This is a genomic window from Actinospica robiniae DSM 44927 (assembly GCF_000504285.1).
GTDB lineage: Bacteria > Actinomycetota > Actinomycetes > Streptomycetales > Catenulisporaceae > Actinospica > Actinospica robiniae.
The window spans coordinates 1,510,059-1,531,434 of sequence record NZ_KI632511.1 but is presented as its reverse complement, the minus strand read 5'-3'; the positions used below and the strand labels follow the sequence as shown (position 1 = coordinate 1,531,434).

Sequence of the window (21,376 nt, the reverse complement as noted above, 5' to 3'; positions counted from 1 at the left end):
TGCTGTGGGACGTGACGAGGACGGGGCGGTTCGAGGGTGGGGCGAGCGAACCCGGAGCTGCGCTGGCCGGCGAGTTGCGGCTCATGCGCGAGTTGTCCGGAAAGAGCCTGAAAGAACTGGAGTCGCTGATCTTCGTCAGTGACTCGTCCCTGTCCCGCTACCTGTCCGGGCGGTTGCTGCCGCCGTGGCCCGTGGTCGTGGCCCTGTGTCGGCTGGTTCGCCGCGATCCGGGCGAGTTGCTGCCGCTGTGGGACCGCGCGCGTACACCCCGGCCGCGGACGACGAGGAACAACCGGCTCCCGTTTGACGTGCCGGACTTCACCGGCCGGGACGATTCCGTGCGGCTGCTGCTCGACGGCGCCGACGGGACGGTGGACGCGATCGACGGGATGGCGGGGGTCGGAAAGACCACGCTCGCCGTGCACGTCGCCCACCGACTCGCCGAGCGCTACCCCGACGGCCTGCTCTTCTTGGACCTACACGGGTATACGCCGGGATACGAACCGCTCCAACCGGTCAGAGCGCTGCGGATCCTGCTGACCGGCGTGGGCGTACCGGACGCCGAGATGCCGCAGGACGAGCGCGACGAGCAGGCGGCCGTCGCACGCTGGCGGGCCGAACTGGCCGGCCGGCGGGTACTGGTCGTGCTGGACAACGCCGCAGGCGCCGCCCAGGTTCTTCCCCTGCTTCCCGGGGCGCCGGGCTGCCGGGCCATCGTCACCAGCCGAGGGCGTCTGATCGACCTCGACGGTGCCCGCAACCTGTCGCTGGACGTGCTGTCCGAGCCTGAGGCTGCCGCGATGTTCGCCTCCGCGCTCGGCGAGACCGGCGAGCGCGAAGTCGGCGCAGAGGTGGTGCGGCTGTGCGGCTGCCTGCCGTTGGGAATCCGGCTCGCCGCCGCGCGGCTGCGGCACCGGCCGGCCTGGACGCTGGAGCATCTGGCCCAACTGCTGCGCGACGAACAGCGCAGGCTGCCCACCCTGGAGACCGGCCAGCGCGGTGTGGCCGGCGCGTTCGGCCTGTCCTATCGCCGCATGGACGCCGAGGGCCGGCGGATGTTCCGGCTGCTGGCCCTCGCCCCTGGAGCCGAGATCGACCGGTTCGCGGCCGCCTCGCTCGCCGCCGTCACCCTGGAGACCGCCGACGGGCTGCTCGCGCAGCTGCTGGATGCCCACCTGCTGCACCAGCGCCGTCCCGATGCATATCAATTCCATGACTTACTGCGCGACTACGCCAGGCACACCGCGGTGGCCACCGACCCCGCGGCACAGCGGGAGGCCGCCATGGTCCGGCTGCTGGACTACTACGTGCACGTCGCCGTTCTCGCCGGGGCGCACCTGTCCACGCAGATATGGCGGGTGGAGCCGCCCGGCTGCCCCAGTGGCCCTCTTCCCCCGATCACGGGCACCGCCGACGCGCTGGACTGGCTGGATGCCGAGGCCGCCAACCTGGCCGCCGCCATCCGCCTGGCTTACGAATCCGGGCGCGACCGCCATGCCTCGGCCCTGAGCCAGATCATGATCGGCTACCTGCAGATCCGGCCCGGGTCCGCCGAGATCGCCGAGATCGTGCGCATCGGCCTCGCCGCCGCGCAACGGCTCGGAGACCCGGTGGCGTTGGCACGGCTGCACCGAAGCCGCGGAAACCTGCGGACCAGTGCCGGGGACCGGGGCGGGGCACGGGCGGAGCTCAGCCGCGCACTCGAGTTCGCCCGCGCGGCCGGCGATCGGCAGGCCGAGGTGGTCGCGCTGCACAACATCGCGTTCATCGACTTCGCCAACTGCGACTACGCCGCCTCGTTGCCCGTCTACGAGCAGGCCGCGGCGTTGCGCAGGCAATACGGCGAGGCCGGCGGCAACGCCATGTCCATCGCGTCACTCGGCTACGCGCTGGCCATGCTCGGCCGAGACCGGGAGGCCGCCGCGCACGCCCGCGAGGCGCTGCTGCTGAGCCAGGAGCCGGACGGCCGATACCCGCTGACGCTGTGCCACTGCACGCTCGGCCTCCTGGCGCTGCGCGCCGACCGGCTCGACGAGGCCGACGAGCACTTCCGGCACATGCTTGCCCTGACCCGGGAGACCGGGCACCGCGCCTTCGAGCCGCATGCCCACTACCGGCTCGCGACCGTCCAACTGCGCAGGGGCGAGCAGGTCACGCACTTGGACTTCGCGGAGGCCGCCGCCGCGCAGGCCGAGGGCGCGGACAACTACATCCTGAACCTGCGCGGTCGGGTCCACCTCGCCGCCGGGCACCTCGGACCCGCCATGGACTGCTACCGGGAATCGCTGGACATGGCGATCGCCCGGCGTAACACCTACCACGAGGCCTTCGCGCGCCGCGGAATCGCCGCGGTCCTGGCCCTCACCGACCCCGCAGCCGCCCCGGCGCAGCACGCCATCGCCCGCGATCTGCTCGCCGGCCTGCAGATCCCCGAAACCGGCCTGGATCCGTGACGACCGGCGCCGTTGACTCCGTGTCCAGGATGCCGATCACCTGGTCCTGTTCACGAACCCGCCGCCACCAGGCCCGCCAGAGGAATCTGATCCACCGGAACCGGACGCCGGCCGCGGAGAGGGGGCCCGTGCGACCCCTGTCCCGGCGACCGGCGACCGGCGACCGGCCCCGGGCACTAGGGCAGGTCCCGCCTGCTCACCCCTGCGTCGCACCACAGCGCTGGCGGCGGGCCCGGTCACAGCCACCACCACCCGCACGGCTACAAGCCCTGATGCAAGCCGTCGAAGCAGGCCAAGGCCTGTACCACTACATCCCCGACTGACAAACCAGGGTCAGTGCACGGCGAGCACTGTCTTGCCCCGGACACGGCCGGTCTCGCCGAGTCGGTGTGCCTCGGCCGCCTCTTCCAGGCGGAACGTCGATGTGGACGCGGAGCGCTCCGGAGGTGACAAGCTCGGCGATGCGGTCGAGATCCGCGCCCGAGGGACGGTATCCGAATTCCGTGTAGCGCAGTCCGAGCGCAGCGGCATCGTCAGGTTTGACGCGCCGGTCGGATCCGGTTCCCGAGATGCTGAGCAGAATTCCGCCCGGCCGCAACACCGTCAAGGAGCGCGGGCCGTAGTCGCCGCCGATCGCGTCGATGACGACGTCGACCCGGGCGGCTTCGTCTGAGAGCACCTCGAGCACGCCCGCGAGGACCTGCTCGCCTTCGCCGCCTACCCCAGGGAGGTGTGGCGTCAGGTGTGGTCGAACAACCCGCAGGAGCGGCTGAACAAGGAGATCGCCGACGCACCGACGTCGTCCGGATCTTCCCCGACCGCGACGCGATCCTGCGCCTGGTCGGCGCCGTGCCGGCCGAGCAGTCCGACGAGTGGACCGAACAGCGCCGCTACATGGGCGCCGAAGTCCTCGAACGGTGTCGCAAGGTCGGAAGCGCTCACACGATCGAGGGAATTCAGGGCACAGAGACGGCCCTCGTGCCCCTCGCCGCATAAACTAGTGACCACGGATCAACCGGTGGCCTTACACCACCACCGTGGACGTGACCGCCCCTTGGCGGTTCATTGTGCCGAGGCGGCGAGAAATCGCGCCGCCCCGTCGCGCGTCGCGTGTCCCTCAAACCGATCTGACACCGAGCCATCAGGCTCCTCAGCCGTCTGCATCCCTTCCTGTACCCACGGCTTGCCAGCCCGCTGATGTGGCACTATCCGAGCTGCTCGATCTCCGCGGCCAGTCGCGGAAGCGAGACACCGAGGCCGGCCAGGACGGCGCGCAGTGCGCTGGCGGGTGAGTGGAGCAGGGTTTTGACGAGTTCTGCGGTGTCCGGCGCGGCAGCCGGGTCTGCCGTTGCGGCGCTCGCGACCGCACACTCCAGACACGACCGTGCTTGGCGGGTGACGGGCAGGTGGCCGCTCGGGGCCCGGCGGCCGGGGCGGCGCGTGAACCACGAGCGTCGGGAGCGGTGGGTCGGACGATCGAGGCTGCCGGGGCCGAAGGCGTCCTCGAGGCGCGCGCGGACGGCGTCGAGGTCGCCCGGGGCGGTCGCCGCGGCGGTACCGCCGGGAAATGACACTAGAATTTGCCTCCCGACGTCGTCCGGAGTCACGCCGTGTTCCCGCAACGTGCTCCCGACGCGGTCGCCGGCCCCGGCCAATCCGTAGAGCAGGTGCTCGCAGCCGATGAATCTCTGGCCCAGGCTGCGCGCCTGAGCTTGCGCAAGCATCACTGCCGCGCGCGCTTCGCCGTCTATGCGTCCTGTCATTTTCATCCCCGAATTCTCGGGCCGTGCTTGCGGTGCACGATCTGCTTGGTCACGCCCAATCGCGCCGCGATCTGTTGCCAAGACCAGCCCAGCCGGCGCACGTCGTCGACTTGCAGGATCTCAAGGCGCTCGGTGAGCGCGCGTAGCGCGGCCACGGCACGTAGCCCGACATCGGGGTCGCAGCTGGCGGCGTCCTCGGCGGCCCCGGTGAGGGGTTGTCAGCGAATTCTCTACTTAGATAGAGTTACTGTGTGACTCGGGATCCCCGCTCTCGCCGCATCCGCAGGCCATCGCCTCAGACCACTGCGGTGCTCCATGCTCTCGCCGCCGAACCGTCGAGGTGGCGTTACGGCTACGAGCTCGGCCGTGAGGTCGGCTTGAAGGCGGGCTCGCTCTACCCGATCCTGATCCGGCTCAGCGACCGGGGGTTGGTGGAGGCTAGCTGGGAGGACGAGCCGTCACCGGGGCGCCCGCCGCGCCACCTGTACCGGCTGACCGACTCGGGCCGGGAGATGGCCGCAGAGCTCGTATTGCCTGAGCCCGAGGCTTCTCCCGTCGTGCCGGCGACGGAAGGAGACGGCCCCGGCCGCGCCACGCTGCGTGGTGCGTGGTGACGCGGCCCAGCCGGGATGCGGCCGGCTGGATCCTGGGTGCAGCGGTGGCGCTGTTTCCCCGGGAGCGCGCCGAGTGGGGCCACGCGATGCGCGCCGAACTGGCCGCTCTGGAGACCCCGGCCGCCCGGTGGCGTTTCGCGTTCGGATGCCTGCGGGTGGCCCTGACCCGTCCGGCGGTGCTGCGTACGCTCGGCTACCCGGCGATGATGCTCGGCGCCTTGGCGGCGGCCGCGTGGTGGTCTCGGACGATCGGCTACGCGCCGTTGCGCTGGGCGGTGCTCGCCACGGTCGCGATGCTGCTGATGGTGGTCTGGTGGGGTCGGCGGCCGGGCGCGCTTGGGCCGGTGGGCCCGGGGTGGGCGCCGCGCCTGGTGCGTGCGGGCGGCTGCCTGCTGGTCGGCGCGCTCGTGCTCGGCAGCGCCGTGTCGGTCGCTTCGAACGGCAATCCGGGCGAGCAGGCAGCGGTGGGCGTACCGATCTACGCGGCCGTCGCGGCAGGCTATCTGCTGGCTTTTCTCACCGTCACCGTACGCGCGACGGCGCGTCGGGACGCCGTTCCCGCCCGGGTCTTGGCGATCGGCGCCGGAGCCGGCGGCGGTGCCGCGGCGATCTGGACGGTGGTGCTGGCTACGGCCCGTCCGATGCCGACGGGCACGGGCCCGCTGTTCGCGCTGACCGCCGGGGCCATGATCGTGGCCGGCGTTCTGGCACCGAGCGGCCGTCAGCCGCGTGCCCGGGCGAGGGACGGTCTGGTCGCAGGGCTGTGCGCGGGAGCTTTCGCCGCGCTGGCGGCCGTCGAGTCGCTCACCGCCCTGGCCGCTTACGGGCCGGCCGCTTCGATCCCGGACCTCGTGCCGGTCGCCTTGTCCCGAGCCGACGACCTGGCTCAGAGCAGAGATGAGATTCAGGACCCGTATGTCGCGGTTCTGCTTCTTGGCGGACTGCTCGCGATCGCCCTGTGTCTTAGCGCGATACGTGCCCGACGCCCGGCACCCGCAGGCGGCGAGAGCCCTGACGGCTCGGCCGCGCCATGACAGACGGAGAACCCGGACGGCCTGCTTCCCCGGAGGCCGGCCTGCTCATGGTGGCCGAGCGGGCGGATGAGGTTGGATGTGCGGCGTGTCGGTCCATGAACTGATCGCCCGCCTGCCTGACGTCGAGGTGGTCCGGGACCGCTGCCGCGTGATGGCCGCGCTCGATCCGATCCTGAGCCCAGAGTGGGAGTTTCGGTATTCCTCCTTCGATGCCGCGTGGGCACCGGGGCAGCAGACGGCGTCCATGCACAACGGGTCCGGCGATGAATACGCGCTTGTGTTCACGCACGGCGGTGCGTGGGCCTACGGGTTCGATCACGAGTCCGGGATGAGCCCGTATCGGTCGGATCCGCTGGCGTTGTGGCCGGGCCTGATCGAGGGTCTGCCCGAGGAGTTCGCCGCCTCGCCGCCGAGCCCGCGTTCTGCGGCCCGCTCGGCTCGTTGCTGTCCTTGGACAATGAAGTTAGCCTGCGATAGTGCTCTGACCTGCGTCGACTGACTTCGTTGTCAAGATTGGGGAAGGTGGTCGGCCGCGGTGGCGGCGGGCAGTCAGACGGGGTCGTAGGGATCGCGCGAGGCAAGGAGGTCCGCTTCCGGGATGCCGCGCCGTGTGGCGAGTCGGCGCCGCTGGCGTACCTGTGCGCTGGTGCGGGGGCGGAATTCCGGGTCGCGTGAGCAACCGCAGGTTTCGAAGCCCTCGTAGCGCAGTCCCGCGGTGAGCACCGCGGCCACGGCGGTCCAGCCGGAGGCGTCTCGCCGTCTGGGTGCGGAGAAGTCGTGGCCGGCGAAGATCATGGGGTTGCGGCATCGCGGGCAGAGGTGGTTCGCGCCGTCCCAAGGGTGTTTGCTGGTGCTGCGGCATGGGAGGCACACGTAGTGGACCTTGTAGGGGGTCTCTGCGTACCTGCACATGCGGCCAGGTTAGCGGAGTGATCGGCGGGAGGCGGAACAGTTTCGCCGTTGACGGTCTGAGCCGGGCCCACAGTAAAGCAGGGCTCTGGTTTTATTGCTCCCTGTTCTCCGGTTTCGGCTGATCGGAGCTGGTGCAGATGTGGCAGTGGGGCCGAAGGTCTTGGCGGCGAAGGGCTCGGGTGAAGGTGGAGTAGGCGCCCGGGTAGCCGAGCTCGACCAGTTCTTCGAAGAGGGTGGATGCCTGGAGATGCGGGTCGTCGGCGAAACGCCGTTGGCAGTACCCGGCGAACGGGTCCAAGGGATCAGGGCCAGCGTGGCGAACGCCTGGGAGGCGTTGCCCGGTCAGGTAGTCGCGGACGGTTCTGCGATCGTGGTGGAGGTGGCGGGCGATCACCGAGATCTTCCAGCCGCGGGCCTGCATCTGCTTCGCGGTGGCGACTTCCTCCGGGGTGAGCATCGAGCGTGTCCTTTTTATCGTGGCCGCTATGCGGTCGGAGCGTTCTTGCGCTTGCGGGTGATGTAGCTGCAGATGCTGACGTATCCGATCGGGGTGTCGTGTTCGTCGAGGATGCGGCACCAGATCTCGCGGGCCGTGAGGCCTTGGTCGAGCAGTGCGTCGATGCGCTCGCGCGTGTGATCGAGCATCCGGGTAAAGCGCGAGTGCACCTGCCGTCGTTGTGGGCTGAGCGCGGCCAGGGCGGATCGGACGGTGCGGCGGTGGACGTGGTGCCGGGCGGCGAGCAGGCGCAGCGGGTATCCGCGCTGTGCGTCGGCGCGGATCGCGGAGTAGAGCACCAGTTGGTCGATTTTCGTGGGGTCTGGTCGCGCTGGCCGGTGGGAGCGGGATGCACGTGGGCGAGGGCGAGGGCGTGGGGGCGGTGGCGGTAGGAGGTCGGGCAGAGCCCGTGCCAGGTCTTCGATCGGACGGCTGGCGAGGGCGGCGAGGCGTTCGGGGCGGATCGATACGGTGGAGCTGCCCGGGCCGGTGAGTATCTCGTGCAGTTCGCTGGGTTTGAGGTGGTTGGCGCGGGCCAGCCGCCGGATATAGGAGGCAGCGCTCTCCCCGAGGTGCGGCCGGACGTTCATCGGCAGCGGGGCCAGCGGGGCCTGATACGTCGTGGGGGCGTTCACCGGGTGGCGGTCTTGGTGGCGAGCGAGGCGGTGGACTGGGCGGTGTGGTCCAGCGGGATCGTCTGGAGGCTCTTCTTGGTGATCTTCTCGGTGCCGGTGAGGATCGCGTCGATCGCGGCTCCGCGGATGGCGTGGGATAAAGCGCCGATCATGCCGCCGGTGTGGTCGTGAAGGAACCGGTCCAGGCCGGTGAGGGTGCCGGGGCGGTGATCGCGCAGCCGGAGGGTGTCTTCCATGGTGGCGACCAGCCCTTTCCATTCCTCGTTGTAGGGGAACGGGCGAGAGGGGATCAGGGTGAATCGGCCGGCGATCTGGGCACCGCGGGTTCCGGAGAGCAGGTCGGAGTCCTCGACGTCGATGCCGGCGTAGATGAAGGTGGCCGGGATGCGTTCGGAGAAGTACTTCAGAGTGTCGGAGACTTCCGCCCCGGCCCTGGTGGCCAGCGAGATGTTGTGAAGCTCGTCGACCAGGACCAGCCCGGTTCGCGCGTCGGTGCACACGCCGACGACGGCTTCGATGATGTCGGTCATGTTCGAGCGGGCCCTGATGGGAAGGCCGAGGAAGCGGGCGAACTCCGCCGCGATCATGCGGGCGGTCGCGGCGGGCGGAACGGTGATGTAGAGAACCGGGATGCGGTCCGCCACATGCGGGTGGCGGGCCTGGTCCAGCAGTTCGTGGGAACGGCCGAGCTGGGTGATGGCGATGGTCTTGCCGGTCCCGGCCGGCCCGGAGACGATCAGGCCGCGGCGGGCGCTGATCGCGTGGCGGTTGAGCAGCACCAGTCTGCGCCCGCAGGTGACGGTGTGGCGGACCGTGGAGGTGGCCACCACCAGCAGCCGGGCGTGATGTTCGAGACGCGATTCGTCATCGTCGGCCGGGCTCGGCATCGGCGGCGGGTCGGCGAGGGATCGACGCCATCCGGCGAGGGTGCTCAGATGCTGGCCGGCGGCGTCGGCCGTCGGCTTGGTGGCCGGATCGACGATGGTCACGGGCGCCTCCAGGGGTCTTCGAGCGGGTCGAACAGGCCTAGCGGGATGACTGGGGCCAATGTGTCGTCGGCGGGTTCGCTTCCGGTCTCTTCGATGGTCGGCGGGTCAGGGATCTGAGAACTGGTCGGAGCGGCTCGGGTGCGTGCGGCGATGCGCCGGTCGCGCCGTGAGCGCTTGCCCGCAGCCTCGGCATTCTGGCTGGGGCCGGCGTGGGCGCGCTGGAGCAGAGCGGCTGCGGCGTCGGCGATCTGCGCTTCGGTGCCATCCGGCACCTGCTGCACAGCCCGGTCCCAGGCCATCTCCCCGAACGGAACACCGACGCGGTGCAGGTGCTTCCAGTACACGGTGATCCACCGGCCCGCACGCCGGTCGCGCACCCACACCCGAGTGACGTCGTATGGATCATGGTGGATTTCCCATAACCCCTTCTTCTCGGTGACCCCGGAGTGTTGACGGCGCAGAGGATTCAGTTCGCGGCCGTCGTAGGTGCGGTGCTTGATCCGGATGCCGTAGGAGTTGATCGCCTGCCAGCGTTCGGGCAGCAGTTCGATGTAGTCCTCGCCGCTCAGCGGGAGCGGGACGTAGCCACAAGAGGAGAGCAACGCCGCGTACTTCTCGTTGGGGGTGAACGCCCTCCCAGGCGAGTCCGGGTCGCGCAGCGCATCATGCGGCCTGACCTGCCACACGGCGATGACCCACTCATCGAGCAGTTCCTGCAACTCAGGCAGCGACCACAGCGGGCCGTCCTGCAGGTGCTGTCCGCGGCGGTCCGCGCTTCTGCCCGTATAGCCGGCGGCGAACTGAGCGAACAGCGTGGCCACGGAGGCCAGCGTCTTCTCGATCGTTCCCTTGTCGGTCGGGGTCGCCTTGTGCGCAGGTTGCAGGTTGATGCCGAGATACCGGCATGAGGCACGGAAGTTGTGGGAAATGAACGCCTTGCCGTGGTCGCAGACGATCGTCTCCGGCACGATCACCGGCCTCGCGGCCGCATGTTCGAGTCTTTCGTCCAGTGTCAGTAGCCGTCGATGCGGCAGGACCGAACGCGACATCCGCAACGCCTCCGGCCAGCCCGGCCGCATGGTCTCCGGCGTGACGCTGCGGGCCAGCAGCACCGAGGCATCGGCTGCTTTGGTCGTCGGCCGCAGCACCGCCGCGGTGATCGACCTGGTCGCGATGTCGACCAGCGCGGTCAACTCGACCTTCTCCGCGATTCCATCATCCAAGCGGACCAGGACGTCCAACGGGGTGGAGTCGATCTGCATCACCTCGCCCGGCGCACCGGCCGGAGCCTCGCCGAACGGGCCGGGCGGCCTGAGGGCGACGGAACGTCGGGTGCGGGCCGAGCCGGTGGTGTGGCTACCGACGGCCAGCTTGGCGAAGAGCCGGTAGAGCTTGCGCTGGGTGGGGACATCCATGGCTTCCTCGCCCGCGCGTTCGGCCAGGATCTGCCGGGCCCGCCAGACGGTGAAACCGATGGTCTTCGAGGATGCGTCGGCGCTCTCCGCGATCGCCTGCCGCATCGCCTCGACCACCACAGGGTCGCTACGCCCGTATACGGGCATCTGCTTGGCGCTACGTCCATCGACCAGACCGATCAGGCCCTCACGCTGGTAGCGCTGACGTCGCTGCTTGATCCCGCTGGCAGTCACCCGATGCCCGGCCGCGCTCAACTCGGCAGCCTTGGCACGCTCGCGTTGGGCCAGCGAGTGCTCCCGGGGATCAAATTGCGGGCGCGGCGCGGCACCGTCGGGCGCATCCGGTGGAAGCCCGCGCAGCACCTCCAGGATGTGGGCCTCCCACCAGCGGGCCCGGTCCGCCGCTGGCTTCGGGAACTCCGCCAACCGCGCTGTGGGCGGCACCCTCCGCTCCACATCGTTCACCGCGCACCGGCCCGGGACAGGCGCACGAGCGTGCTCGGCCCCAACAACTGCGCAGACAGATCCTCGACGGACAACTCCTGTCCCCACAGCAGGTGGAACAACGTCGGCAGCGTCTCCAGCCGATCCCCGGCCCGATCAGCTCCACGCAGCAGCGCGGTCGGTTCGGCGAACACCTCGCGCAGCCGGGCGGCAGCCTCCCGACGCAGGCACCGCGGGTGCCGGTACCTCGAGAGCCACCGCACATTCGCCACCAGCGCCGCATCCGGCGCCCCCAGCCGTTGGAACTCCCAACCCATCTGCGCACACGCCAGGCGCGTCATCTCGAACGCGGCGGCGTCTTTCGGCTCGATCCGGTCATCGGCACGGACATCGACGACGGCCGCCGACCCGCCCGAGAAACGCACGAAGTAGTCGGGCGCGTGGCGTCGTTCTCGGTCGCCATCGTGCCAATGCAGCCAGAACGGCTGCGACGAGATCCCGACCACCAGCGGATCGAAGTCGAGCAGGAGCAACCGGTCCCGTTCCAGCCAGGACTCGAAACCGACGTGACGGCCAACGGTCGCCGACCAGTACCAGCCCGAGAAATGGCGGTCCCCGCGAGACCAGCGGAACCCCCGCACCGGGGGCACGCTCTCGAAACGGACCGTCACGCACTCCGGCAACGGGCGCCGCCTGCGGCCGAGCACGAGATCCATGTGCGAGAGCTCAAAGTAGAGCCCAGTATCCACTCCCGCCAGCACAGCCACCCAGCACCTCCAGCGCGCCGACCCACACGACTAGATTCGCTGACGTAGAAGCCAAAACGGCTAGTTTCGCTGTCAAACGCCCCGATTGGATGACAGCGGACACCCGGAGCTGTGTTCGTGGACCTGGTCGATGAGTTGCGCGGGTGATGAGGATCTGCGAAAACGACCAGGGCCGCTCTGGATACGCCTCGGTCTGTTGCGGTCTCAGCGTGTGATTCGTCGGGCTTGTTGATCTAGTGCTGGCGCGGTAGGTCGCGCGTGGCGCAGATCTCGATGTCCCAGTATGAATAGCTTGCTGTGGGGGCCAGTCGGTGGCGGGTTCGACTGCGAGGACGGTCCATCCCCGCTTCGAGTACTGGTCTTGTTCTGTCACGTAGTCGATGCGGTCGCGCGGTGAGAGCTCCTCGAGTTCCCCGGGAGAGTAAGCGCGCCGGTCGACGTGGCATGTGGCGCTTGACCAGTACGAGCAGACATGACCAGTGAGTTCGAGCTCGTATAATCCGGCCTTCGCGCGGGCGCAGGCCTTGCATATGTACCGGAGCGTTGCGTTCGGGAAGATCGCGGCATCGCCCTGGACGGGGCCTACGTATCCTCCGGTCCGTTCAGGTCCTGCGGCGCAGACCTCGCCTACTGCGTCTTGAGGCCAGAGCGCGAGGATGCTGCGCCGTCCGTCGAGCCGGAGCACGGGCTCGCCGAAGCCGCGAGGGTTGATGCCCGTGGCTATCTCGCCGGTCGGTTCGCTCACGGCCGCAATCTTATGTGTCCGGCTGTGCTGCGGTGGGGCGCTGTGAACCGTCCCAGCTTCCGTCCACGTCTTGGATCGACTCCAGTGCGGTTCGCAGGCGACCGTGTGAGTGGACGAGTGCTCATCCGACTTCATAGATCAGGCAGACTATATCAACTGATATCGTGTGAAGTGGGCCATTTGGGTGGAATGACTCGAGTGAGCACAATTGCGCAAGGCAGTCTGTGCGCAGCGCGTGAAAGGGGATAACTCATGCCTGTGTCCACTACTCCGGGAACCAACTGGGGCACCTGGATCAACCTCCAGGGCACCATCGTCGCCGAGCCGGCGCCGGTCCTCAACGCCGACAACCGCGTCCAGGTCTTCGTCCAGGGCGGCTCCAACACCCTCTGGACCATCTGGGAGCAGCGCGACCGGACCTGGAGCTCCTGGGCTCAGATCACCGGCGCCGCCATCGCGGGTGTGCCGAACGCCGTGCGGGGCAAGGACGGCAAGATCCGGGTGTTCTACCGCACCACGTCCGGCGACATCGAAGTCGTGACACAGAACGCGCCCAACGTCGGCTTCGGCACGCCGACGCGGATCGTGACCAGCGTCGGCGGGGACCCCGCTGCTGCGCTCAACGCCGACGGCCGCATCCAGGTCTTCTTCCGCGGCACCGACGGCGCGCTGTGGTACGTGCGCAACCAGGGCCTTTACTACGAGCAGTACACCGCCCCGGTCTCCCTCGGCGGCGCGATCTACGCGACGCCCTCGCCGATCCTCGACGGCTCCGGACGCATCGTGGTCGCGGTCCTGGGCGGCTCCAACAGCCTCTGGACGATCCAGCAGCAGAGCCCGAACGGCCTTGACTCCTGGCAGTCCTTCGCCCAGCAGACCACCGGCGTGACCACCCGGCCCTCCGTCGTGCTCGACGCCGCGGCCCGGGTGCAGATCCTCTACCGCGGCTCGGACGCCGCGGCCTGGCGCGTCGGGCAGAGCGACGACTACGACTCCTTCAACACCTCGGTCAGCCTCGGCGGGGCGATCATCGACCGGCCCACCGCCGCCCTCGGCCTCGACGGCCGGATCAACGTCTTCGTCAAGGGCACCGACAACGCTCTGTGGGTGGCCGTGCAGACGGCCGAGAACGAGAGCTCCTACACCGACTTCCAGTCCCTCGGCGGCGTCATCGGCCCCGCCAACGTCAGCCCCGCCATCGCCAATCAGGAAGCCCTGCTCTACGTCTTCACCCAGGGCTCTGGGACCGCCCGTTCCCTGTGGCTCCAGCGCCAGACCTGGGCCTGAGCGGCCCGCGCCGTCCGGGCGCGTCGCGCCCGGACGGAACATGACGGGCGCGCGAAGTGCTGAGACGCCCGCCGCACCCGCGGCGGGCGTCGTAGCGAGGACTGCGGCGTACACACCTGGAACATCTGAGGCGGTTCTCGTGACAGTCGTGTAGCGCGGCCGGCAGTTCGCGTGGAGGAAGGGGCTCGGGAGGACGGGCCCGCCGGTGGAGGTGGTCCGCGCCGGTAGCGGCGCGGGTGCCGCGGCGGCGCCATGGCTGGGCGCCGCCGCGTACGCGGCACTCCTTCATGCCCTGATCACAGGAGCTATTCGTCTGCGTCGATGTCCGCGTTGCACGTCACCCTGCCCGATCCTGGGGCACGGGCACCGTGCGGGCGAAGCCGTGGGAGGTTTCCAGGCGCGCACCACGGCGGATCGCCCGCTGGCGCTTGCGTCTTGACGGGCCGGTCCCGGAGTGCGAAGGATGATCGGATGAAGATCATGGCGATTCCCGATCGGCTGACGTTGGAAGAGCTCGACGACGGTGACCCGCTGATCCGTTGGGTGACCCAGGGTTTCGGCGCCGGGGTGCGCGCTTGGTGCGCGGAAGGCGCGGTGGCGGTCGCCTCGCCTTCGCTCTCCGGCCGGGATCGCCTCGCCGTCACCGGCCCGGAGCACGCCGCTGCCGGCCTCGTCGCCGCTGTGCTCCGGGAGATCGGTCCGAGCTTCCGCCCCATCGGCGACCAGCACCTCATAGGCAGTCTGGCACGGCGCGTCGCGGGGCTTGAGCTCGTCGCACCGTTCCTGTGGATGCAGTCCACCATGTCTCCAGCGCACCCCGGCATCGAAGGCCTCTGTGATGCAGCCTGGCTCTCGGCCGGCGACGAGGACGAGATCGAGCAGCTGCTGCTCGAGGGTTTCCCCACGTCCTACGCGCGGCCCGGGGTGTCGGGCGTGCGTCGCTGGTGCGGTGCGCGGGACGAATCCGGTGCGCTGGCCGCGGTAACGGCCGAGGCGTGGTCCGTACCGACGGTCGGCTTTCTCGCGGGCGTGTCGGCGATGCCAGTGGGCCGCGGCAAGGGCTACGCACGAGCTGCCTTCACCTTCGCGCTGCACGAGCTGATCCGCGAACACGGGCAGGCAGCACTGATCGTCGACGCGGACAACGTCCCCGCCATACGGCTCTATGAGCGCTGCGGCATGCAGCCGCGCTCCTTGGCCGCGGCAGCGGTCTGCCGGCCCTGAGTCTTGCCGGCGATAACCGTTGCCGGACCCTGGTGGTTTATTCGGCAGGGTTCTGATCTCGTAGGGTTGCCTGGCGGGCGGCTTGTCTCCGATCTTCGCCTGCGGGGAGGATGAGGGTCGTGTCGATGCAGCCCGCGCCGTGGCCGGAGCCGGATCCGCAGGTTGCTGCGGCGATCAAGGCGATCTACCGGCGCAAGGTGCTGCCGTTGGCGGTGCAGGTCAGGGACATGCTCGGGGAGGTGTTCCCGGATGAGGGGTTCGTGGCGGGGTTCGGGGTGCGGGGTCGGCCGGGCTATTCGCCGGGGCGCCTTGCGCTGGTGAGCGTGTTTCAGATGGCGCAGAAGCTGACCGATCGGCAGGCTGCGGAGGCGGCGGGCCGGGATCTGTCGTGGAAGTACGCGCTCGGGCTGGGGCTGGATGATCCCGGATTCGATCACAGCGTGCTGCCGGAGTTCCGTTCCCGGGTGCTCGAAGGTGGGCTCGAGCAGCATCTGTTGGACGTGCTGCTGGTCGCGTTGGTGGAGCGGGGCCTGGTCAAGGCGGGTGGGAAGCAGCGTACGGATTCCACGCATGTGGTCTCGGCGGTGCGGGATTTGAACCGGCTGGAGCTGGCCGGGGAGTCGGTGCGGGCCGCGGCCGAAGCCCTCGTCGCGGCGGCTCCGGGGTGGTTCGCGTCCGAGTTCGATGTCGCGGGTTGGTCGGCGCGCTACGGGCGGCGGATCGATTCTTGGCGTCTGCCGACCTCGCAAACCAAACGCGACCAGCTCACGGCCGACTACGGCCAGGACGGGTTCGCCCTGGTCAACGCCGTGTACGCGGCCTCGGCGCCGGTGTGGCTGCGTGAAATTCCGGCGGTGGGGGTGTTGCGGCGGGTGCTGCTGCAGAACTACTACGTGTACGAGGAGGAGACCGGGAAGCAGGTGATCAGACGGCGGGATGCGGAGAAGGACGGCATCCCGCCGGCCCCATCGCGGATCGCCTCCCCCTATGATCCCGAGGCCCGGTGGGCGGCCAAAGGCGATGACCTGTTCTGGTGCGGCTACAAGGTCCATCTGACCGAGACCTGCGACTGGCCGGATGAGCCTGCTCCCGGCGATGCCTCCCGCAGGCTGGATCCGCCGAACATCATCACCAACGTCGCCACCACGAACGCGACCGTGCCGGATGTGGCGATGACCGCGCAGGTCCACACCATGCTCGCCGATCGGGGCCTGACCCCGGCCGAGCACTACCTCGATTCCGGCTACCCGTCTGCGGCTCTGGTGCTCTCGTCCAAGGCCGAGCACGGGATCGACCTGGTCACCCCTCTGCTGGCCGACACCTCGGCGCAGGCCAAAGCCGGTGCCGGATACGACCGGTCGGCCTTCACCTTCGACTTCGGCGCCCGGAGTGCGACCTGCCCGCAAGGCCAGAGCAGCTCAGCGTGGACCCCATGCGTCCAGAACGGCACCGCGAAGATCGTCGTGACGTTCCCGGCGGCCGGCTGCATCCGATGCCCGGCCCGAGACCTGTGCACCCGCCGCAAGAAAGGCGGCCGACAAGTCACCGTGCCCCAGCGAGAAGTCCACGAGCTCCAGCTCAAAGCCCGCGCCGACCAGTCGACCAAGGCCTGGCAGGCCCGATACGCCCTCCGCGCCGGAGTCGAGGGCACCATCAACCAGGCCATCGACCTCGGGATCCGCCGGACACGCTACCGAGGCATCGACAAGACCCGACTACACCACGTCCTGACCGCATGCGCTATCAACCTGATCCGCCTCGACGCCTACTGGAACGGCCAGATTCTCGACCGAACCAGAACAAGTCACCTCGGCCGCCTCGAACTCTCACTTATCGCCTGACGAATAAACCACCAGGGTCTTGCCGGTGTCGAAAATGCTATCCGTCCAGGTGAGGACCCCACTGGGCGGTGGGGCCTCAATGCGATCATAGGTTGAGGCGGTAAGGAAGGATGCACACGACGACGTCCACTCGGGTGGAGAGGACCCCTGAACCGTACCGGAGTTGATCCAGGCTTGATCTTTTGGAAGGATCAAGTCCGTCATGAGCAAGCCATACCCACAGGATCTCCGTGACCGTGCCGTGCGCCTGGTGCTGGAGACGAAGGACCAGTACCCCTCCGAGCACGCGGCGATCAAGTCGATCGCGGCGAAGCTCGGGATCGGCACCGCGCAGACGCTGACGAATGAGTTCAGTTCAGCAGATCGGGACAAAGGTATTGTCCTTTTCGGCCCTGCTCCCAGCGTGCTCCCTGCTCCCACAATTCTGGGAGCAGATACAAGTAAAGCCCATGATTACATTTCGGTAACGCATGGGCTTGACCTGAATACTTCGCGGTGGGCGATACTGGGATCGAACCAGTGATCTCTTCGGTGTGAACAACGCACTATTGCTCTTAGAGTCTTGAGTTTAATAGCAAGACTGCCCTATGGCCTGCGGTTATGCCAGCCCTGCGATCCGTAAAATTCCAGTTCGGTGCTGGCGGCAGCCGGTGACCGTTGCCGTGGGAGTTCGTGCGCTCCCATCGTGCTCCCCGGCTCTGCTCCCACGGCGCCCCGCCCTCGGCGTGACGCTGCTCTGGTCGCGGTGGGCCCGTTCCCAGCCGGTGGGAGCAGGTCGCCTCCGCTGGCGCGCCGAAGTGCTCCTCGGACCTGAGGATTGCGCGGTTCCTGCCGAGGCGAGTCCAACTCGGACCTGGGGGACTGGGCCTCGGCAGGCTCGGCGAGCGCGGCGAGGGTCCAGGTGCCGCGTCCGGCGTCGGCACGCGCATCAGCGTTCAGATTCACGTCGCCATCGCCGACGCATCCTGGCCCGCTTCGAGCACGCCGGGCAGCAAGAGGACGGGCTTGGTGATCGACCCCTTTCCCGACTGCGCGCCCGGTCGGCGACCAGCCGCGTGGTCCGCCTGCCGCTGCCGGGTCAGGCGGGCGGCAACCAGCCTCGCGGGGTCCGGGCACGCGCATCACCTGGAAACTACAGTGCGAGGGGTAGCCGCCCAAGTGCGCACGAGCAGGACCCCGACGCCGTGCACGCGCGCGATGTCGCCGGCCGTGTGGGGATGAGCTCAGGCCACGTCCTGCACCACTTCGGCAAGCGCGAGCGCATCCTCATCGAGACGCTGCTGCTGAGCGAGGAGGACCTCGCCCAGGACCGCGGAGCGAGCCCGGGCCGGTTTTGTGCCCCGTGGAGCGCCATGGTGCGCTTCATCGACTTCTACCTGCACCGTGAACCGGGCGATGCCGGATGGAGCCTGAATTCGGATATACGCCCGGCTGCCACGGGACTCCGACGCCCGCGCGCGCCTTGCAGATCGGTGCTGGATCGATTGGGCCGCCGGTCGGCTGACCTACAGCAGCGCCGGCCATCTCCTGCCCGCCCTCGAGGCGGAGGAACTGCTGCGCGCGGAGTTGGAGCGGCACGTCGCGGCGCTGCCCGCCGACACGGCGATCATGCTCAAGCTGACGATCCCGAGCGTCGCCGGCCTCTATTCCGACCTGGCCGCAGACCCCCGCGTCCTGCGAGTGCTGGCCCTGTCCGGCGGCTACTCCCGCACCGAGGCGTGCCGGCGGCTCGCCGCGGAGCCCGGCATGATCGCGAGTTTCTCGCGCGCGCTGTTGGAAGGGCGGAGCAAGAAGCGCGATGCCTCTCGTTGCCCGACAGCCGAATGGTCCGGCTACCGGCCGGAACCGAGAGAGCAGTGCGAGTATGAGGAGTTTGATTCACTGCCTGGGGGCATGCGGATGAGGCGGCAATCGCGAGGCGAGCTACCGTGTTTCACGACGTCGTGGGCCGTACCAGGGCAATGCGGTGCACGGACAGGCCACGCCGGACTCGGCCGTCGTGGAACGCAGTCGGCTGCGGGGTGAGCAATCCGGCGCGCCGGTCCGCCTCCCGCGCACAGCGCGTCGGCGGCCGTCTCGCACACCCGGCGCAGTTCCGTCGCGGTCATGCCGAGCGGGAGGGCGACCGGAGCTTTAGCAGCGTCTCCGCGATAGCCCATGCCAGCACGTCCTGCTTGCGCCGGTTCCTCAGATGCCATTTGTGCAGCGCCCTGATCGCGTCCCGGGTATCGAGCGCCCCGATCCCGCACAGAAAGTACAGGACCGCGCGAGCGACCTGCCCGCACTGGTCCTGGGTGAGGTCCACGCTGTAATCCTCGTTCATGACGTCGAACACGGCCTGGATGTCGTGTCCGGGGTCGCGGATCACGACGGTGTGGGCGAGCGTGAGCGCGCCCGCCAGTTCGTCTGGATCAAACGGTCCAGGAATGTAGAAGTGCGGGGTGACCAACGACCCTCCCCGTGCCGGGGCGCTGTGCGCTCGGGTCATGCGCTGACTGCTTCGGGAGTCCCCGGGCGACGCTGGGAAACGTCCATCGCGCGGCGCACGGTGGAGGCGGAAACGACGTGCCCGTCGGCGATCATCAGCTCGTGGATCCGGCGATTGCCGTAGCCCGGACGTTGCGCCATGTAACCTTCCACCAGTTGCGCGCAGGTCGGCAATACGCTCGTGACGTCGCACTCGTTCCTCGGCGACTGTGCGGATTCCTGCGGTATCAAGCGGCGGCAGCAGGTGCGCAGCGCGGACTTCAGGGCCGCGTTCTCAGCCGCCAGGTTGGCGGCTGACGGCTGCGCCTTCACGCGCCCGGACCTGACCAGTCCCCGACGGCCCGAGTCGATGAACAGCCCCCTCCAGTGCTCCACGCCGGCGTCCACGACACCTCGCCGCAACGCCCCCTGCGCGCACGAAGACGGGCCGGAAACGTCGGACAACTCTGCCCGGAACCCGTCCTCCGGGGCGGGTGCCGACGCTCGCACCCGGCCGCCGACCTCGCCTTCGCGCAATTCAGGCGTGGTGTGGCCGGCGCTGTTGTGATTCGCCGGCACACCGCCGCGGGCATCCCGTGCGCCCGTAGGATCGTTCATGTCCGCTCCTCGGTCGAGCGGTGCCTGGCGACGACCGCTCCACTTTGTGCCCGCAGAGATGAGCTCACTCCGCCGGCGCGTTTCAGTGACCGAGGCGCGGGGTCTGGGCGCCTATCGACCCTGCGGGTTTGTCCCGCTTTTCCATCTCCTCACAGCGCCTTCACCGTACGCAAGCGCGTACCTCTCTGCGTGCTTCCGCCAGCCCCCGTGTGAGCCGGTGCGACTATGGTCCGGTCGAGTTCCGGCCAAGTGCGGTCGACGCGCTTACCCGACTGTGGTATTTCGGCCCACGAGTGCGTGACAGTGCCCGTCGCCACTCCGGACGGCGCGAGCGGTCGCATTCACGCCTACGCACACCATCGATCTTCAAAAACCGGGGCTCCCGGCCGCGGGCAAATCCTCGCGCAGGTTCGGGCTGGCTGCGACGTGCCCACATTCCTCCTCCTTCGCCTGTGCCCGGCGTCGGCTGGGTGCCGCGCCGCTCAAGGCGCTGTTCGACGCGGTGTCCGGTCCGGTGGCCCGGCGCGAGAGCCCGGGGGCGCACTGGCGGGGGCTGCGCACGTGGCGATCGACGGCACCGGGCTGCAGGTGGCCGACCGCGAGGCGGTCACCGCGCGTTACGCCAAGCGCGGGAGCGCCCAGCTCGCATCCATCGCAGGCCACGAACCCGCCAAGTAGATCATAACCCGAAGTTGTTTATCGACGCGCCCCTGGCCATCCGCAGGCCCGCGGGGCTGCGGGTGATCAGCGCCGAGTGTCCGTTCCAGATCGGCCGAGCGCTGTGCACACAGCCTGCGGCGGTCTTCGACTATTGCGCATTCGCGCAGATCCGTGTACTTCGCCCGAGGCTCGGCTACTGGCTTGGACCTGCGATGATGGATGAGAAAGCAGTGTCGGAAACCGTGTGGCTCCACCCTGCTCGGGCCCTGTCCGGGGCGGCGCGAACACGGGGCCGCCCGGGACCTCGTTGTCTCGAGCGGCGCCGCTGGTGTGGGACACCTCGCTCAGGGCATTGACGTCCTCCATGATGTCGAGCTCGCCGATGCTCGGCCAGTTGGTCGCGCCCACGCCGCGGGCTGCGGCGCCCATCGCCCAGAACGCGGGCCAGTAGCCGAGGCCGCTGCCGGGGTTGGGCTGCTCGACCGAGGCGGTCATCTCCATCTCGCCGCCGGCCGGGGCCTCGAAGGAGGTGTTCTGCGTCTCGATTCGCCCGGAGGTCCAGGCGCCGTTGCTCAGGACCGGCTTGATGACCAGGTGGCCCTGGCCGTCCTGGTAGACGTTGGTGGTGGAGGTGGTCTCCGACTCGACTTCGCCGGTACCCCAGTTCCCGGCGCCGCCGGGGTAGCTGGTGCCGGTGTCGTAGAGCCAGTTGGCGGTGTTGACTCCGGTTCCGGCGGCACCGTTGAAGTCGTCGCTGAACACGGTGGTCCAGCCGGCGGGCGGCGCGGGGACGGCGGCCATCGCCGTGGTGGGCACCGAGATGACGGTGACGAGCGCGGCGACCGGGACTACCGCCGTGATGACAGCCAGGACGGCGCGCCGTCGTGGGTGTACGGACTTGAGCATCATCGCTCCTGCGAAATGGTGGGGCACGTGCCGTGGGAGGGCTCGGCCCGGTTCCGGAAACGTTTCCGGAACGATTGGGGGGAGGAGTATGCGACGCCGTTGGAGGG

General features: G+C 69.1%; 18 protein-coding genes and 4 pseudogenes. 10 read left to right on the top strand and 12 right to left on the bottom strand.

The window, feature by feature from the left end; genetic code table 11:
* Positions 1-11 precede the first annotated feature (11 nt).
* Positions 12-2,453: an ATP-binding protein gene (locus tag ACTRO_RS06620; RefSeq protein ID WP_169739828.1), complete on the top strand. Its 2,442-nt coding sequence runs from the start codon at positions 12-14 to the stop codon at positions 2,451-2,453.
* A 333-nt stretch (positions 2,454-2,786) separates the two neighbouring features.
* On the opposite strand, the pseudogene ACTRO_RS50775 reads toward ACTRO_RS06620, so the two are convergent.
* Positions 2,787-3,132, bottom strand: a pseudogene (locus tag ACTRO_RS50775) (zinc-binding dehydrogenase).
* Here ACTRO_RS50775 and ACTRO_RS46905 point away from each other — a divergent pair.
* A pseudogene (locus ACTRO_RS46905) lies at positions 3,127-3,449 on the top strand (transposase); the annotation flags it as partial. The pseudogenes ACTRO_RS50775 and ACTRO_RS46905 overlap by 6 nt on opposite strands.
* Positions 3,450-3,658: 209 nt before the next feature.
* Here ACTRO_RS46905 and ACTRO_RS42890 read toward each other — a convergent pair.
* Both ACTRO_RS42890 and ACTRO_RS45360 read right to left on the bottom strand, forming a co-directional pair.
* The gene (locus ACTRO_RS42890) at positions 3,659-4,216 is read right to left on the bottom strand and encodes a Clp protease N-terminal domain-containing protein (RefSeq protein WP_051450410.1); all 558 of its coding nucleotides are present in this window, start codon (positions 4,214-4,216) and stop codon (positions 3,659-3,661) included.
* Positions 4,217-4,218: 2 nt separating this feature from the next.
* Positions 4,219-4,425, bottom strand: a pseudogene (locus tag ACTRO_RS45360) (RNA polymerase subunit sigma-70); the annotation flags it as partial.
* Between the two features lie 99 nt (positions 4,426-4,524).
* On the opposite strand from ACTRO_RS45360, the gene ACTRO_RS06595 reads away from it, so the two are divergent.
* From ACTRO_RS06595 to ACTRO_RS06585, 3 genes are all read left to right on the top strand, one after another.
* Positions 4,525-4,830 carry a PadR family transcriptional regulator gene (locus ACTRO_RS06595; protein WP_051450409.1) on the top strand — a complete coding sequence of 102 codons (306 nt, stop codon included), beginning with the start codon at positions 4,525-4,527 and terminating at the stop codon, positions 4,828-4,830.
* A complete protein-coding gene (locus tag ACTRO_RS06590; RefSeq protein ID WP_034262007.1) occupies positions 4,824-5,864 on the top strand; it encodes a hypothetical protein in 1,041 nt (346 codons plus the stop codon). Before ACTRO_RS06595 ends, ACTRO_RS06590 begins: the two co-directional genes overlap by 7 nt.
* A gap of 76 nt (positions 5,865-5,940) precedes the next feature.
* The gene (locus ACTRO_RS06585) at positions 5,941-6,363 is read left to right on the top strand and encodes a hypothetical protein (RefSeq protein ID WP_051450408.1); all 423 of its coding nucleotides are present in this window, start codon (positions 5,941-5,943) and stop codon (positions 6,361-6,363) included.
* Positions 6,364-6,413: 50 nt separating this feature from the next.
* Here the strand turns inward: ACTRO_RS06585 and ACTRO_RS06580 are convergent, their stop codons facing one another.
* The 6 genes from ACTRO_RS06580 to ACTRO_RS06555 form a co-directional block, all read right to left on the bottom strand.
* Entirely contained in the window at positions 6,414-6,776 is a 363-nt protein-coding gene (locus ACTRO_RS06580; RefSeq protein WP_211244128.1) for a hypothetical protein, read from the bottom strand.
* A 91-nt stretch (positions 6,777-6,867) separates the two neighbouring features.
* A complete protein-coding gene (locus ACTRO_RS06575) occupies positions 6,868-7,233 on the bottom strand; it encodes a hypothetical protein (protein ID WP_051450407.1) in 366 nt (121 codons plus the stop codon).
* A 26-nt stretch (positions 7,234-7,259) separates the two neighbouring features.
* Positions 7,260-7,907, bottom strand: a complete 648-nt coding sequence (locus tag ACTRO_RS46900) for a TniQ family protein (RefSeq protein WP_157435864.1) — start codon at positions 7,905-7,907, stop codon at positions 7,260-7,262.
* Positions 7,904-8,896: a TniB family NTP-binding protein gene (locus ACTRO_RS06565; RefSeq protein ID WP_034262000.1), complete on the bottom strand. Its 993-nt coding sequence runs from the start codon at positions 8,894-8,896 to the stop codon at positions 7,904-7,906. Before ACTRO_RS06565 ends, ACTRO_RS46900 begins: the two co-directional genes overlap by 4 nt.
* Positions 8,893-10,416, bottom strand: a complete 1,524-nt coding sequence (locus tag ACTRO_RS06560) for a Mu transposase C-terminal domain-containing protein (RefSeq protein WP_034273433.1) — start codon at positions 10,414-10,416, stop codon at positions 8,893-8,895. Before ACTRO_RS06560 ends, ACTRO_RS06565 begins: the two co-directional genes overlap by 4 nt.
* Before the next feature lie 356 nt (positions 10,417-10,772).
* Positions 10,773-11,471, bottom strand: coding sequence for a TnsA-like heteromeric transposase endonuclease subunit (locus ACTRO_RS06555; protein ID WP_211244126.1), 699 nt, complete (start codon positions 11,469-11,471; stop codon positions 10,773-10,775).
* Between the two features lie 1,048 nt (positions 11,472-12,519).
* Between ACTRO_RS06555 and ACTRO_RS06550 the strand changes: the two genes are divergently transcribed.
* The 5 genes and pseudogenes from ACTRO_RS06550 to ACTRO_RS50770 form a co-directional block, all read left to right on the top strand.
* Positions 12,520-13,554 (top strand): PLL family lectin, encoded by a 1,035-nt coding sequence (locus tag ACTRO_RS06550; protein WP_034261994.1) that lies wholly within the window; start codon positions 12,520-12,522, stop codon positions 13,552-13,554.
* Positions 13,555-14,025: 471 nt separating this feature from the next.
* The gene (locus ACTRO_RS06545) at positions 14,026-14,778 is read left to right on the top strand and encodes a GNAT family N-acetyltransferase (RefSeq protein ID WP_051450406.1); all 753 of its coding nucleotides are present in this window, start codon (positions 14,026-14,028) and stop codon (positions 14,776-14,778) included.
* Between the two features lie 125 nt (positions 14,779-14,903).
* A complete protein-coding gene (locus ACTRO_RS06540; RefSeq protein WP_157436768.1) occupies positions 14,904-16,619 on the top strand; it encodes an IS1182 family transposase in 1,716 nt (571 codons plus the stop codon).
* Between the two features lie 202 nt (positions 16,620-16,821).
* A complete protein-coding gene (locus ACTRO_RS51315; RefSeq protein WP_157435862.1) occupies positions 16,822-17,142 on the top strand; it encodes a hypothetical protein in 321 nt (106 codons plus the stop codon).
* 998 nt (positions 17,143-18,140) lie between these two features.
* Positions 18,141-18,401 (top strand): annotated as a pseudogene (locus tag ACTRO_RS50770) (fructose bisphosphate aldolase); the annotation flags it as partial.
* Positions 18,402-18,723: 322 nt separating this feature from the next.
* Here ACTRO_RS50770 and ACTRO_RS06535 read toward each other — a convergent pair.
* From ACTRO_RS06535 to ACTRO_RS48680, 3 genes are all read right to left on the bottom strand, one after another.
* A complete protein-coding gene (locus tag ACTRO_RS06535) occupies positions 18,724-19,068 on the bottom strand; it encodes a hypothetical protein (RefSeq protein ID WP_034261991.1) in 345 nt (114 codons plus the stop codon).
* A gap of 35 nt (positions 19,069-19,103) precedes the next feature.
* Complete coding sequence (locus ACTRO_RS06530; RefSeq protein WP_034261988.1) at positions 19,104-19,493, bottom strand: hypothetical protein; 390 nt, start codon at positions 19,491-19,493, stop codon at positions 19,104-19,106.
* Between the two features lie 954 nt (positions 19,494-20,447).
* Positions 20,448-21,272 carry a LamG domain-containing protein gene (locus ACTRO_RS48680; RefSeq protein ID WP_051450405.1) on the bottom strand — a complete coding sequence of 275 codons (825 nt, stop codon included), beginning with the start codon at positions 21,270-21,272 and terminating at the stop codon, positions 20,448-20,450.
* Positions 21,273-21,376 lie beyond the last annotated feature (104 nt).

Excerpts from the sequence above, each read along its gene's own strand:
- ACTRO_RS42890 (WP_051450410.1), bottom strand. The coding sequence starts at position 4,216 with ATGACAGGACGCATAGACGGCGAAGCGCGCGCGGCAGTGATGCTTGCG.
- ACTRO_RS06585 (WP_051450408.1), top strand. The coding sequence starts at position 5,941 with ATGTGCGGCGTGTCGGTCCATGAACTGATCGCCCGCCTGCCTGACGTC.
- ACTRO_RS06580 (WP_211244128.1), bottom strand. The coding sequence starts at position 6,776 with ATGTGCAGGTACGCAGAGACCCCCTACAAGGTCCACTACGTGTGCCTC.
- ACTRO_RS06575 (WP_051450407.1), bottom strand. The coding sequence starts at position 7,233 with ATGCTCACCCCGGAGGAAGTCGCCACCGCGAAGCAGATGCAGGCCCGC.
- ACTRO_RS06560 (WP_034273433.1), bottom strand. The coding sequence starts at position 10,416 with ATGCGGCAGGCGATCGCGGAGAGCGCCGACGCATCCTCGAAGACCATC.
- ACTRO_RS06555 (WP_211244126.1), bottom strand. The coding sequence starts at position 11,471 with ATGGATCTCGTGCTCGGCCGCAGGCGGCGCCCGTTGCCGGAGTGCGTG.
- ACTRO_RS06550 (WP_034261994.1), top strand. The coding sequence starts at position 12,520 with ATGCCTGTGTCCACTACTCCGGGAACCAACTGGGGCACCTGGATCAAC.
- ACTRO_RS06545 (WP_051450406.1), top strand. The coding sequence starts at position 14,026 with ATGAAGATCATGGCGATTCCCGATCGGCTGACGTTGGAAGAGCTCGAC.
- ACTRO_RS06540 (WP_157436768.1), top strand. The coding sequence starts at position 14,904 with ATGCAGCCCGCGCCGTGGCCGGAGCCGGATCCGCAGGTTGCTGCGGCG.
- ACTRO_RS51315 (WP_157435862.1), top strand. The coding sequence starts at position 16,822 with ATGAGCAAGCCATACCCACAGGATCTCCGTGACCGTGCCGTGCGCCTG.
- ACTRO_RS48680 (WP_051450405.1), bottom strand. The coding sequence starts at position 21,272 with ATGATGCTCAAGTCCGTACACCCACGACGGCGCGCCGTCCTGGCTGTC.